The organism is Streptosporangium sp. NPDC049078 (assembly GCF_040648855.1).
In the GTDB taxonomy this organism is placed as follows: Bacteria; Actinomycetota; Actinomycetes; order Streptosporangiales; family Streptosporangiaceae; genus Streptosporangium.
The window spans coordinates 583,631-596,822 of record NZ_JBEZEL010000001.1; the positions used below are offsets into that span (position 1 = coordinate 583,631).

Here is a 13,192-nt window from a genome sequence, read left to right on the forward strand (position 1 = left end):
GGAGGTGCCGCCGTCAGGGGGCGGCGAAACCGTACGGCAGTTCGAGCCGGTGGGCGGCGAGGAGGCTCGCGTCGGCGAGGATCTCACGGGTCGGCCCGTCCGCGGCGATCACGCCCCCGGAGAGGATGAGCGAGCGTTCGCACAACTCCAGCGCGTACGGCAGATCGTGGGTGACCATCAGGACGGTCACGTCGAGCCCTCGCAGGATCTCGGCCAGCTCGCGCCGGGAGGCCGGATCCAGGTTGGAGGAGGGCTCGTCGAGCACCAGGATCTCCGGCTCCATCGCCAGCACCGTCGCCACCGCGACCCGGCGGCGCTGGCCGAACGACAGGTGGTGCGGTGGCCTGTCGATCGTCTCCAGCATGCCCACACGCTCCAGCGCGTCCTTGACCCTCCGCTCCAGTTCCTCACCCGCGACGCCCATGTTGGCCGGGCCGAAGGCCACGTCCTCCCGGACGGTCGGCATGAAGAGCTGGTCGTCGGGGTCCTGGAAGACGAGCCCGACCCGCCTGCGGATCTCCCTGAGCGACTCCTTGCCGACCGGCAGTCCCGCCACGGCCACCGTGCCGTGCCCGGCGGTCAGGATGCCGTTGAGGTGCATCACCAGCGTGGTCTTGCCCGCGCCGTTCGGCCCGAGCAGCGCGACCCGCTCACCGCGCTCCACCCGAAGGTCCACACCGAACAACGCCTGCGTGCCGTCAGGGTACGCGTACGCCAGGCGGCTCACCTCCAGTGAGAGCGGCGCGGGCGGCGGGGACGAGGCCGGCACGGGCCGCGAGGACGGCACTGTCACACGAACCCCCAGCTCCCGAGTAGCACGGCGAGTGCCGCACCCGGCAACATACCGGCGACGAGCCACTGCCGCGAGGCGGCCGAGAGGTCCTGGATCACCGGCATCACACCGGTGTAGCCCCGGCTGAGCATCGCGAGGTGCACCCGCTCGCCCCGCTCGTACGAGCGGATGAACAGCGCCCCCGCCGATCTGGCGATCACCGGGATGTGCCGCACGTCCCTGGCCACGAACCCGCGCGACTCCCTCGCCACCCGCATCCGGCGCATCTCGTCCAGGATCACGTCCATGTAGCGGAGCATGAACATCGCGATCTGCACCAGCAGCGGCGGCAGCCTCAGACGCTGGGCGCCCAGCAGTATCAGACGTGGCTCGGTGGTGGCCGCGAGCAGCACGCTCGCGACCACGCCCAGGGTCGCCTTGGCCAGGATGTTCCAGGCGGCCCACAGGCCGGCGACGCTGAGCGAGAGCCCCATGAAGGTCACCCTCTCGCCGAACCCGATGAACGGGATGGCCAGCGCGAACACCACGAACGGGACCTCGACCACCATCCGCCGCAGCACGAACCCGGCCGGGATCCGGGCGAGGGCCGCCACGACGGCCAGGAGCGCGGCGTACAACCCGAAGGCCCAGAACCACTCGCGCGGGGTGGCGACCACCACCACGGCGAACCCGGCCACCGCCGCCAGCTTGCACTGGGGCGGCAGCCGGTGCACGAGCGTGTCGCCCGGCCGGTGGAGCTGGTGGTGGTGGCCCGATCCCACTAGGCGGACACCTTCTTGTCGCTGTCGTCGGAGCCGGTGCCGTCACCGTGGTCGCCCCGGCGGCGCACGGCGTAGAACACCCCGCCGCCGACGGCGAGCGTCACCCCGACGCCGATCACTCCCGCCACACCCACCGGGATGCCGCCCACGTCCCCGTAGTCGGCGAGCGGCTGCTCACCCAGCGAGTGGTCGGTCGCCTGGTCGCTGAAGCCCTTGTCCTCGGCGACCCACTCCAGGCCGTCGGGCGAGGAGGAGGCGTAGAAGCTGACGACGCCCGCCAGCAGCGCCGCCACCGCGATTCCCGCGGGCAGGAACCAGCCGGGACGGCGGGCGGCGACCGGCGCCTGAGCCCCCTGGGATCCGGGGGTGACGATCACGTCGCCGTCCGCGCCACGCAGGACCAGCGGCGCGACGATTCCGCGGGCGCCGTAGACCAGGTCGGGCCGGATCGCGAGCACGGTGCTGACGGTGACCGCGGTGATCAGGCCCTCCCCCACGCCGATGAGCAGGTGCACGCCGCCCATCGCCGCGGCGACCGTGCCGATCTCGATGGGCGCGGTGCCGCCGATCCAGAACAGCAGGGTGAACGCGAGCGCCGAGGCGGGCACCGAGAGCAGCGCCGCGACGAACGAGGCCGCCACCACGACGCCCCTGTTCCGCACGCTCCGGGTGATCAGGAGGAAGACACCCCACCCGACCAGCACGGCGACGAGGCCCATCAGGGTGATGTTGACGCCCAGCGCGGTCAGCCCGCCGTCCGCGAAGAAGAACGCCTGCACCAGGAGGACGACGGCCACACACAACACCGCCGTGTAAGGGCCGACGAGTATCGCGGCCAGCGCACCGCCGAGAAGGTGCCCGCTGGTCCCCGCGGCGACCGGGAAGTTGAGCATCTGGACCGCGAAGACGAAGGCGGCGACCAGTCCGGCCATCGGAGCGGTGCGGTCGTCGAGTTCGCGACGGGCGCCGCGCAGGCACACGGCCACACCGGCGGCGGCCACCGCCCCCGCCGACACCGAGACGGCGGCGTTGAAAAAGCCATCGGGTACGTGCACTACAAGCCTCCGAAATGCGGATTTGCCCCTAACTTTAGGCCATGGGCTTGTAGTTGCAAGAAGGTGGCATTAACGCACGATACGTCTGATGAAAGTTCTGGGGCCGAGGGTTCGAACCACCGTGCTGAGCCTGCCCTTCCCCGCCGTGGCGTAGGGCCTGACACTCCACCTGACCGCGCCACGCCACCACGTGCGCGGATGCTCGATCGCCTCGGGCACCGCCTCGATCCTGAAGCGCGCGGGCGGCCCACCCAGGTCGAGCTCCAGGTAGGCGTCCCAGGTGCCGGGCCCCAGTCGCCCCATCGCCTGGGAGGCCGTGAACGCGCCGCCCTCGCCGACCGTGACCGGCTCGCGCCGCTCCCGGCTCGACTCCCGCTCCCGCCAGACCAGAAAGCGCACCGCGTCCGCCGCCGGAGCATCCGTGCCCACGCTGACCTCGCCGTCGAGCACCAGCCGGTGCCCGGCGGCCCAGCGGGCGCGCACCAGCCGCACGCTCCCCGGCACCGAGACCACGTGCCCGCCGATGTCGAGGCTGAGGTTGCCGTACGGGTGGGTGAAGTACGGAAGGGCGACGACGGCGACATCGCCCACCACGCGAGGCGCGGGCGGCGCGATCGGCCCCTCCCCTTCGGTGCCCAGACGCGCGAGCCGGGGCACCCCCTCGAAGACGACACTCACGTGGACGTCCCAGATGCCGGAGGACAGGGTGGTGACGTCGACGGTCCCGGTGAACCCCGCGCAGTCGCCGTCCACCGGAACCACGACCTCGTCACAGGGGCCGACACCCGTGTGCCGGCGCCGCAGCACCAGGGCGAGATCCCCACCGGTGATCTCCGGGCGGCCGTAACGCTCCAGCGTGCTCAGCGCCACCTTGCCCGAGATCGCCAGCCGCCCCTCCCGTTCCCGCTCCCAACGCAGCGCGGTGAGCTCCCGGCGGACCGAGGCCGACTCGATGTGCGCCAGCCGCACCAGGCGGTCGATGTCCTGCAGGGCGGCGATCCGACTCCGGTCGATCGCCGGGAGTCGCTCGCGGACCCCGTCGGTCAGCCACCGCTCGCACATGTCGGCCACCTCGGCGACGATCTCCTTGCGCGCGACCTCCCCGGCGTCCAGGAAGGGCCTGCCGAGGTTACCGAAGGCGTCCATCCGGAAATGACGCCGCAGGAGGTGGTCGCGGAGGTCTCCCGGACGCACGTGGGCGAGCATCAGCTCGACCGGCCGTTTGATCATCCGCAGCCAGGAGACCGGATCGCGGCTCCCCGGCCGCTGCATGATGCTGGTGCCGTCCGGCCGGGCGACCAGGTGGTAGCAGTCGTAGTCGGCGACCACCGAGATCACCTCCGCGTGGCAGTAGGCGTGGGTGGTGAAGACGACGTCCTCCCCCACCAGGAGCGTCTCGTCGAAACGGATGGCGTGCCGCTCCAGCATCTCCCTGCGGAACAGCTTGAAGCAGCTCAAGCTGTTGTAGACCGCGCTGTCGCCGAGCGGCACCCGCTCGGCGTTCTCCTTGAACATCGAGATCGGCACCTTGCGGTCATGCCCGACGATCTTCCCGAGCACGATGTCGGAACCGTTGCGGTCGGCCATCGCGAGCATCCGCTCCAGCGCCTGAGGGCCGAGGTAGTCGTCCGCGTCGCAGAAGAAGACGTATCTGCCGCGCGCGTGGGAGAGCCCGACGTTGCGCGGGCGCCCGGCGCCGCCCGACGCCTCCTGCCTGACGACGCGGATCACACCGCGGTGGCAGGAGGCGTAGAGGTCGAGCAGCGCGACACCGCCGTCGGTGGAACCGTCGTCGACGACCACCACCTCCAGGGCGACGCGCTGGATCAGCAGCGACGTCAGGCATCTGTCGAGATAGGGACCGCAGTTGTGCAGGGGAACGATCACGGTGACGTCGATGTCGGACCGAAGCGCCTCCTCGCTCGTGATGTCATGGCCGCCCCGCTCCACACTCGTGACGCCGTGGCCGCCCCGCTCCATGCTCGTGATGTCACAGCCACCCCGCCCCGTGCGGACTCGCTGGAGGATCGTTACTGTCACCGCCGCGCCCCTCGTCGGTCACTCTCCGCTTATCTAGCGTCTCAGTATGTGACAAAGGGCCGCCCGTACGTAGCGAATCCCTAGGGTTGCCCTCCCGATCTGCCGGTGCCGCAGACCGCCCGAGGAGCGAAACACCCTTTTCGTGCGTCTTGTGCCGCGGCTAGACCTGCTGGACCTCGACGCCCCCGGCGAAATTCTCGCGACCGGCCCTGGGGGGGTCCTCACGGTCGTCTCCGGAGAGGTCGCCGTCACCCGGGCGAGTCGCCGCCCTCCCGGGCATGGTTGTCACGGCCACACGAGGCTCGAATCCCCGCGAACACCCGAGCTCGGACCCGACGACGCGGCAGCCAGGCGAGGACGTACAGGGCCGTCACCGACACGAGCAGCACCCCGAGGAAACGGAGCGGAAAGATGATCAGCACGGTGCTCCGCGTGGAGGTCCCGCCGGTACCCGAGATCGACACCGTCGCGTGGCAGACGCACATGAACGGCGGATTCGCCCACCTCGCAGTGACGGTCCTGCTGGCCCCGCGGGACAGGGTGAAGTCCGGGAACGGTACGTCGTACCCGTTCACGGCGACCTTCAGGCCCCGGGGGACGAAGAAATCGCGGTGAACGGTCCCAACATTGTTGACAGTGAGGGTGAAGTCGACAGGACCACCCGTCACGAAGCCGCCGGAGGTGGCGAGGTCGCCGAGCCACACGGACGTGTCGATCGGTCCTGGAACCGTGAGGTAGATGGGCGTTCCGATCACCCGGTCGAGCTTGATGTCGCCCCCGCCGGAATCGGCGGGCACGGCAAAGAGCAGGGCCACCTGGTGCTCGCCGTACTCGGGCCTGGGCGGGGGATCGATCCGTACGGTGACGCTCCGCTCCGCCCCGGGCGCGAGACGAAAACCCGCCGGCGCGACCCTGAGCCAACCGGCGGCGGAACGGGGGGCATCACGCTCGAAGACCATCCTGCCGGTTCGGTCCACCGTGAAGCTCGCCCTTTCGACGACCACCTCGACCGGCGATCGCCCCTCGTTCATCACACGGAACGACTGAGGCTCGCCGATCTCCTCCGGTCCGACCACCAGGCGTGCCGGGCTCACCGTCAGCGAGAAGTCCGGGGCCGGGCCGGACGCCGCTGAGGCCACGGAACCCATCGCCGACACCAGGTCGCCCACCAGGAGAACCGCGACGATCACGCACTGAAGTCTTCCGGCCACCGCACATCCCCCTACCGTCGCGGAACGCCGCCGGAGTCCACCCGGGCGGCCACGCCCGCCACCGCACTCACCGTCATCGCGCCCACGAGCACCGGCAGGACCCCGAACACCCCTCACCCAAAGAACCCATCAAGATCCTTTTTAAGGGATGGTAGTTGTTTGATCACAGATGACGCAGGCTCCGGGAGGGCGTGTCTTTCGTGCCCACGAGCGCCCCGGCCATCGCGCGACGCGTTTCAAGGTCGCGTTTCGAGGTGAGACCGTGAGCCGGGGGCACACCTCGCCGCCGACGCCGACCTGACGAAACCCACGAGCCCGGATTCCTCGCCGACAATCCGGCGGGACTTTCCCCCGATGGTTCTTCTGGACCTCAGGATCCAGTCCCCAAAGTGTCCGCTCATCGTTCACCGGATCTCGGAGCTGCTACGCCTGGTACGGCGACCGCTCAACAGCCGGAACTCGACGAGCCGGTAGACGCCGCCCTCGACCAGGACGCCCCCCGGCGTGAGCATCCCGGCCGACGCACAGGACCGGCCGTCCCCGGCACGCTACCGAACACCCGCGCCATGACCGCGTAACCGGCCTTTGACGAGAATCGGCACCACCTTCGCACCCAAGTGATCACTCCCAAGCCTGATCGTCGCCCTCCGGCGGAACCCGCTCGGACACGAGGTCGTTGCATTCCTTGGTGACCCCGCCGGGGCAGCTCTCATAAAGGAGTCGAACGGTCATGAGCTTCTTCAAATCCAAGGACAAGGGACAGGAGATCACCGAGACCATCGAGCAGGCTCGGCAGGCGCACGAAGAAGGACGCACGGTCTTCGTGTCTCGCCTCCGGATCGACTACAGCGGTTCCGGGGCTTCTTCAAGCCCTGAGGCAGCCGATCTGATCGAAGGTGTCGAACGTGAGGGGTGGACGCTCAGTCACGTGTCGGAGAGCGTGTACGCGGACTCCATCACACAGATGACCTGCATCTTCCACCGCGGACAGCCGTAGATCTCTGTGCGACGGGCCGACCGGGGGCGATGCGCGGACGGCTCGATGCTCACCGCCGCCCGGTGGCGTTCCTCCGCTCGGGCCGATCTACCGGCACACCGGCCGGCGCCGCGACAGGGGCATCACGAAGGCTCCGGGCGGGACGTCCAAGACAGTTGCGAAGGAGTCCGGTGGCGATCACGCGACGCGTTCCACGCCTCGCGCTTTAAGGTGAGACCGTGAGCCGAGGAACGAACCCCGCCGACGCCGGCCTGGCGGCGCTCGTCGGGATCTTGGTGGGCGTCGCGATGAGCGTGGCGACCGAACCCGTCCCCGGGTCGCGGCCCCCGACATGATCGCCTACGGTCTCGCGGCCGTCATCGACGGCCACGCTGGAGGTATTCGATGATTCACCCTCCCGGTCCGCACCTCGCGCCCCGGCGTACCCCTCTCGACTCAGAGGAGAGGGCCCGGGCCGAGGCGAACTTCACTTCCCTTGTCGTTCAGAACCTCGTCGCCAACGGGCGGTTCAGGATAACCGCCGACACCCCGGAGATGGTGGAGTTGTGGCAGAGGGTCGCCCGCCACGCGGGTGACATGCTCCAACGGCCCGTGGTCAGCTACGCCAACGGCAGAGACATCGTGATCACCTTCGACCAGGAGGAGACCCCACCGACCGGGATACCCGCCCGGCACACGAGTGACCACCGGACGTCGTCCACGTAGCCGATCCCCCCGAACGGTGGAAGGCCAGGCCAACAGACCACCGACATCGACCGAGTTGACGTTCGATCACCGTCAACCGCTTCGTTGGCCACCGCGCGATCGCGACCTGTACGGCTGTGCCGGCTTCCCCATGGCCAGGATCAGACCAGGCCCTGGTCGGTCCAGACGACGCCCTTGTTGCGGCACAGGCAGAAGGGGTGGCCGATCGGGTCGGTGTAGACCCGCCAGCCATAGCCGTTGGGGCCGATGAAGTCCTGCCGCAGCGTCGCGCCGAGGTCGAGGACGCGGCGCTGCTCGGACTCGATCTCGTCCACTTCGAAGTCGAGGTGGAACTGCTTGGGGTGCTCGCTGTCGGGCCACTGCGGAGCGCGGTAGTCGTCCACCCGGATGAAGGCCAGCTCGACCTCACCGAACTTGATGCCGGCCCAGTTCTCGTGGCTGTCTTCCTTGATCGGGCGGCCTGTCACCTCAGAATAGAAGGCTGCCAGCTTCATCGTGTCCGGGCAGTCGATGATGAAATCGGTGAGTTGCAGCATCCCGCGATGATGCCACAGGTCAGGACCGGGACAAGACCATCGCCAAGGCGCTCGGGCAGGCGTTCGAACGGGCACGGGCGGGCGTGCCTGAGAAGCCATCGGGCACGCAACGGGCACAGAAGATCATAAAATTCCCCTGAACGGCGAAAGGCCAGGTCACCGGTACCGGTTGACCTGGCCTTTCACATGCGAGCCGACGAGGGGAATCGAACCCCTGACCTACAGTTTACAAGACTGTTGCTCTGCCGATTGAGCTACGTCGGCACGGTCGCCAGTCGAGTGTAGTCGGCTCACTCCCCGTACGTCACCGAGGTATGCCCCGCCGATTGCGAACCGTTAGGAACGGCGGTGGCGGGCGACCTCGTAGAGGGCGATGCCCGCGGCGACGCCGGCGTTGAGCGACTCGGCGGCGGCCCGCATCGGGATGCGGACGACCAGGTCACACGCCTCGCGGACCAGCCGGGACAGGCCCTTGCCCTCGGAGCCCACGACGACGACCAGCGGGCCGTCGAGGAGGTTGGCCTCGCCGATGTCGACCGTGCCCTCGCCGTCCAGGCCGATCACGAACAGGCCCGCCTCGCGGTACTCCCGCAGGGTGGCGGTGAGGTTGGCGGCGCGGGCGACCGGCAGGGTGGCCAGCGTGCCGGCCGAGGTCTTCCAGGCCCCGCCGGTGACCCCGGCCGAGCGGCGGGAGGGGATGACCAGACCGTGGGCGCCGAAGGCGGTGGCCGAGCGGGCGATGGCGCCCAGGTTGCGGGGGTCGGTGACGCTGTCGAGAGCGACGATCAGCGGGACCTCCGCGCCCTCCTGGGCGATGCGGACCAGGTCGTCGGGGTGGGCGTAGTCGTACGGGGGGATCTGCAGGGCGATGCCCTGGTGGATCCCCCCCTCGGTGAGGCGATCGAGCTTCTCCCTGCCGACCTCCAGCATCGCGATGCCCCGGGTGGCGGCGATGCGGACCGATTCCTTGACGCGGTCGTCGTTGTCGATGCGCAGGGCCACATAGAGCGTGCTGGCCGGGACTCCGGCCCGCAACGCCTCCACGACGGGGTTGCGCCCGCCGATGTGCTCGGGCGCGTCGTCGCTGCGCCGGGTGCGAACCGGGGTGCGCGGGGAGGGAGACCTGCCGGTCCTCTCCTCGCGCTCGACCCGCTCGGTGCGCGCCTTGTCCTTGTGCCAGTGCCGCATGTGCGCCGGCGGGGTGGCTCCCCTGCCCTCCAAGCCTCGGCGGACGTTACCGCCCGTGCCCTTGGTCGGACTCTTCTTCTTCGCGGGTCGCCCGGACCCTTTACCCCCACCAGCCATGGTCTATAGCGTACGGCCTGGTTTCACCGCGAGAGTTCCCAGCGCGGGCCCTGAGGGGTGTCCTCGACGTGGATGCCCGCGTGGGAAAGCTGGTCACGGATGCTGTCGGCCGCCGAGAAGTCCTTGCGCGCCCGCGCCGCCTGCCGCTGCTCCAGCGCGACGGCGACCAGCGCGTCGACGGTCGCCCGCATGCCGGTCTCGCCGCCCGAGGAGCGCCACTGCTCCGAGCGCGGGTCGAGGCCGAGGACGTCGAGCATGTTCTGCGTCTCGGCGAGCAGCCTTGCGACCTGCTCCTTGTTGCCCTGGGCCAGCGCGACGTTGCCCTCGCGGACCACCTCGTGCACCACGGCGAGCGCCTGGGGGGTGCCCAGATCGTCGTCGAGGGCGTCGGAGAACGCCTGGGGAAGCGGCGCGTGCGCGTCGACGTCGTGGATGACCTCGGCCGCGCGGGTGACGAAGCCCTCGATCCGCTGGTAGGCCGAGGCGGCCTCGAACAGCGCCTCCTCCGAGTATTCGATCGAGGATCGGTAGTGGGGTGCCGCCAGGTAGTAACGGAGCTCGACCGGGCGGACCTTCTTGGTGACCTCGGGGACGAGCAGGGAGTTGCCGAGCGACTTGCTCATCTTCTCCGCGCCGATCTTGAGCATGCCGTTGTGCATCCAGTAGCGGGCGAAACCGTCGCCCGCCGCCTGGGACTGGGTCAGCTCGTTCTCGTGGTGCGGGAAGATCAGGTCGACGCCGCCGCCGTGGATGTCGAAGGTGGCGCCGAGATACTTGGTCGCCATGGCGGAGCACTCCAGGTGCCAGCCGGGACGGCCCCGGCCCCACGGGGTCGGCCAGGTCGGCTCCCCCGGCTTCTCGCCCTTCCAGAGCGCGAAGTCGCGCGGGTCTCGCTTGCAGGAGTCGGTCTCGGTGTCGCCCGCGGCCCGCATGTTCTGGAGCTTCTGGTTGGACAGCGAACCGTACCGGTCGGCGTAGGACATGACGTCGAAGTAGACGTCACCGCCGGAGGCGTAGGCGTGACCGGCGGCGATCAGCCGGTCCATCAGCTCGATCATCTCGGGCACGTGACCGGTGGCACGCGGCTCGACGGTCGGGGGCAGGCAACCCAGCACCTCGTAGGCCCAGGTGAAGGCCCTCTGGTTACGCTCGGCGACGGCGAACCACGGCACGTTCTCGGCTGCGGCGACTCTAATGATCTTGTCGTCGATGTCGGTGACGTTGCGGCAGAAGGTCACCTCGTACCCAGACCTGATCATCCAGCGGCGGAGCACGTCGAAGTTGACGCCCGAGCGGATGTGCCCGATGTGCGGGGGAGCCTGCACGGTGGCACCACACAGGTAGATCGAGGCCCGGCCGGGTTCTACCGGGACGAATTCGCGGACGGTGCGTACGCTGGTGTCGTATAGCTGCAGGCTCACGAAGGCAAGGCTAATGCCTCACCTCGCCTCACAAACCGAGTTGCGGGACGTTGAAGACACTCAGCAGAGTGTTTTATGACCACTAGCGGTGAATGTCGCCCGACTAGTCCGTCGAAACAGCACCGTGATACACCACGCGTTCAGGGACGATCCTGGCGATCAGCCTCTCCACCTCCGGCTTCTCCTCGACCCAGTCCTCACCGCGGTATTTGTGCGACATCTCCTGGATGAGCGCGCCATCGGGATCGTCGGCGAGGCTGACCGTCCCCCGCACCTCGACGTAGCGGTACGGGTCGGCGGGATCGAACACCACGATGGCCGTACGCGGGTCACGCGCGAAGTTGAGGCTCTTGCGCCTGCCCCTGATCGTCGAGAACACCACGTCGTTCCCGTCCGTCTTCACCCAGACGACGCTCGCCTGCGGGCTCCCGTCCTCGTTGAGACTCGTCACGGTCGCGAAGTTCGCGGCGTCGAACATCTCGCGTACGGAATCGGACAGTTCTGCCATTTCTTCGCCTCGATCGTTCTCTGTCGCCCTCGGAAAACTTCCCCGATCATGCTAGATGTCGATTCTGTAGGCTCAAAGAGCCATGGACGCCAAATCCCCCGGGGCGACGGGCTCGATGTCCCGCCCGTCCCCGCCCCCGCCACTGACCATCGCCGCCCCCGAGCCGAGCCGGGTGGCCGTCGCCCTGCGCCACGCCGGGATCGTCGTCACCGGAGTCGGCGTCGCCGCCCTCACCGCGGCGGCCTGCGTGCTCTCCTTCGAGGATCTACGGGCCCTCGCCGTCGCGGGCAGAGCGCCCGCCGACCTCGCGTACCTCTATCCCGCGGCCTTCGACGCCCTGCTCGTCATCGCGATGATCGGCGTACTGCTGCTGAGGGGCGGCTGGTGGCCGGTGCGGCTGCAGGCGGGCGTGATCCTGACACTGCTGCTCGCCGGCGCGGTCGCCGCCGAGGTGGCCACCGCCATGCGGATGGCGGTGGACGAAGGGCGAGCGGCCGTCGTGGTCGCCGTCGCCCCCTGGGTGATGCTGATCCTGGCCCTGTGGCTCTGGCTCCTGCTGATCAAACACGCCGCCGCCCGGAGGGCCGCGGCCGACGCGGCCCTGTCCGGCCTGGCGTCCGAACGCGACATCGTGCCGTTCCCCGAGGCGAACCGGGCGGCCACCGAGCGTTCAGGCGCGCCCGACACCGGGGAACGGTGGCAGGGGCAGACCCCGCCCGCCCATCCTGAGCAGCCCGCCCGCCCCGACCGCGAAGGCCACCCGGGTCACGCGGGTCACGCAGGTCACCCTGGCCAGCTGGTGCACCACCCCGCGGCCGAGATCATGCTGGACCCGCACGCCGCGCCTCCCCTGGAAACCGCACCGCACCACGACCTTCCGGTGGGCGAGCCGGTGGTCGGCCCCACGGCGGCGCCGGAGACACCCGAGGTCGCCGACATCCCGCAGGCCCCTCAGGAGCCCGCGGCTCCCCGCCCCGGTAAGCCGATGCGCTGGGGCGACCTGGTCAGGCCCCGCCAGGGCGACCTGCTCGTCCACCCGCCCCGTCCCGCCGTACGGACACCGAGCGAGGAGCCGGAGAGCGAGGGCAGCGAGGGCAGCGAGGGCAGCGAGGGCAGCGAGGGCAGCGAGGGCAGGGTCAGCGAGCGGGTGGAGACCTGGGACAGCGACGCCGACCTCCCACCTGAGCAGGTGCCGCCGGGAACGGGCGGGACCGAGGAGACCGGTACGGCCGGGACCGGCCCGCGCACCACGGCACGGCGCGGCACGGCCAGGAGTGCGGCGAAGCCTTCGGGCACGGCGGCGGGCGGCAGCGGTACGGACGAGGAGAGCGATCGCGACGAGGACACCCAGCCGTTCCTCGCCGTGAAGGACCACGAGGGGGACCGGCAGGACCGTCCGGCGAATGCCGAGCCGAGGGCCGCGACGAGGGCGACCGCGCGGAAATCCGCGGCGAAGGCCCCGGCGAAAGCCACCGAGAGGGCTACGAGGAAGGCCCGAGGGGCGAGCGCCGAGACGTCCGAGGAGACGGCCGTGCGGGCGCCTGTGGCGGCGCGAGAGGCGCGCACGAGCGGAAGCACGAGCGGGAGAAGGGCCGGGGCGCCCGACCTCTCGCACGACGCCGAGGCCGCCGAGGCAGGGGAGGAGGCCGCGGCGCGGTCCTACGATGACGAGAACGGCACCGCGGCACCGCCCTCCGGGCGGATGCGCAGCACGCCCGTGCCGCCGGGCGAGTGAGGAACAAGCAGGAACGGTTGGGAACAGGGACGGACGCGGGTCGCCTGTTCCGTACGCCCGTCGGGTCAGCTCCGGGGCCTGGGAGGAGCTGACCCGGTCTTCGGGCCGTCGGCTCGGCCGGATCT

12 protein-coding genes and 1 tRNA gene are annotated in these 13,192 nt (G+C 69.9%); 3 read left to right on the top strand and 10 right to left on the bottom strand.

Annotated features, from left to right (window positions below):
- Window positions 1-13: 13 nt before the first annotated feature.
- From AB0B90_RS02445 to AB0B90_RS02465, 5 genes are all read right to left on the bottom strand, one after another.
- On the bottom strand, window positions 14-793 hold the full coding sequence (locus AB0B90_RS02445) for an ABC transporter ATP-binding protein (RefSeq protein WP_350943202.1): 780 nt from the start codon (window positions 791-793) through the stop codon (window positions 14-16).
- Window positions 790-1,554, bottom strand: a complete 765-nt coding sequence (gene cbiQ, locus AB0B90_RS02450; RefSeq protein WP_350943201.1) for a cobalt ECF transporter T component CbiQ — start codon at window positions 1,552-1,554, stop codon at window positions 790-792. Before cbiQ ends, AB0B90_RS02445 begins: the two co-directional genes overlap by 4 nt.
- Entirely contained in the window at window positions 1,554-2,609 is a 1,056-nt protein-coding gene (locus AB0B90_RS02455) for an energy-coupling factor ABC transporter permease (protein ID WP_362920329.1), read from the bottom strand. The genes cbiQ and AB0B90_RS02455 overlap by 1 nt, the downstream gene beginning before the upstream one ends.
- Window positions 2,610-2,678: 69 nt before the next feature.
- Window positions 2,679-4,649 (bottom strand): glycosyltransferase family 2 protein, encoded by a 1,971-nt coding sequence (locus AB0B90_RS02460; protein ID WP_362920331.1) that lies wholly within the window; start codon window positions 4,647-4,649, stop codon window positions 2,679-2,681.
- 248 nt (window positions 4,650-4,897) lie between these two features.
- Window positions 4,898-5,860: a hypothetical protein gene (locus tag AB0B90_RS02465; protein WP_362920333.1), complete on the bottom strand. Its 963-nt coding sequence runs from the start codon at window positions 5,858-5,860 to the stop codon at window positions 4,898-4,900.
- 730 nt (window positions 5,861-6,590) lie between these two features.
- On the opposite strand from AB0B90_RS02465, the gene AB0B90_RS02470 reads away from it, so the two are divergent.
- Both AB0B90_RS02470 and AB0B90_RS02475 read left to right on the top strand, forming a co-directional pair.
- On the top strand, window positions 6,591-6,857 hold the full coding sequence (locus AB0B90_RS02470; RefSeq protein ID WP_362920335.1) for a hypothetical protein: 267 nt from the start codon (window positions 6,591-6,593) through the stop codon (window positions 6,855-6,857).
- Window positions 6,858-7,241: 384 nt separating this feature from the next.
- The gene (locus AB0B90_RS02475) at window positions 7,242-7,562 is read left to right on the top strand and encodes a hypothetical protein (protein WP_362920337.1); all 321 of its coding nucleotides are present in this window, start codon (window positions 7,242-7,244) and stop codon (window positions 7,560-7,562) included.
- 140 nt (window positions 7,563-7,702) lie between these two features.
- Here the strand turns inward: AB0B90_RS02475 and AB0B90_RS02480 are convergent, their stop codons facing one another.
- The 5 genes from AB0B90_RS02480 to AB0B90_RS02500 all read right to left on the bottom strand — a co-directional run bounded on the left by AB0B90_RS02480 (window position 7,703) and on the right by AB0B90_RS02500 (window position 11,332).
- On the bottom strand, window positions 7,703-8,098 hold the full coding sequence (locus tag AB0B90_RS02480; protein ID WP_350943189.1) for a VOC family protein: 396 nt from the start codon (window positions 8,096-8,098) through the stop codon (window positions 7,703-7,705).
- A 191-nt stretch (window positions 8,099-8,289) separates the two neighbouring features.
- A tRNA-Thr gene (locus AB0B90_RS02485) sits at window positions 8,290-8,362 on the bottom strand.
- 72 nt (window positions 8,363-8,434) lie between these two features.
- Window positions 8,435-9,403 carry a 23S rRNA (guanosine(2251)-2'-O)-methyltransferase RlmB gene (rlmB, locus tag AB0B90_RS02490; RefSeq protein ID WP_350943169.1) on the bottom strand — a complete coding sequence of 323 codons (969 nt, stop codon included), beginning with the start codon at window positions 9,401-9,403 and terminating at the stop codon, window positions 8,435-8,437.
- A 23-nt stretch (window positions 9,404-9,426) separates the two neighbouring features.
- Window positions 9,427-10,824 (bottom strand): cysteine--tRNA ligase, encoded by a 1,398-nt coding sequence (gene cysS / locus AB0B90_RS02495; protein ID WP_350943167.1) that lies wholly within the window; start codon window positions 10,822-10,824, stop codon window positions 9,427-9,429.
- Window positions 10,825-10,927: 103 nt separating this feature from the next.
- Window positions 10,928-11,332 (bottom strand): PPOX class F420-dependent oxidoreductase, encoded by a 405-nt coding sequence (locus tag AB0B90_RS02500; protein ID WP_350943166.1) that lies wholly within the window; start codon window positions 11,330-11,332, stop codon window positions 10,928-10,930.
- A gap of 82 nt (window positions 11,333-11,414) precedes the next feature.
- Here AB0B90_RS02500 and AB0B90_RS02505 point away from each other — a divergent pair, with 82 nt between their 5' ends.
- Window positions 11,415-13,067 carry a hypothetical protein gene (locus tag AB0B90_RS02505; protein ID WP_362920339.1) on the top strand — a complete coding sequence of 551 codons (1,653 nt, stop codon included), beginning with the start codon at window positions 11,415-11,417 and terminating at the stop codon, window positions 13,065-13,067.
- The last annotated feature ends 125 nt before the right edge of the window (window positions 13,068-13,192 follow it).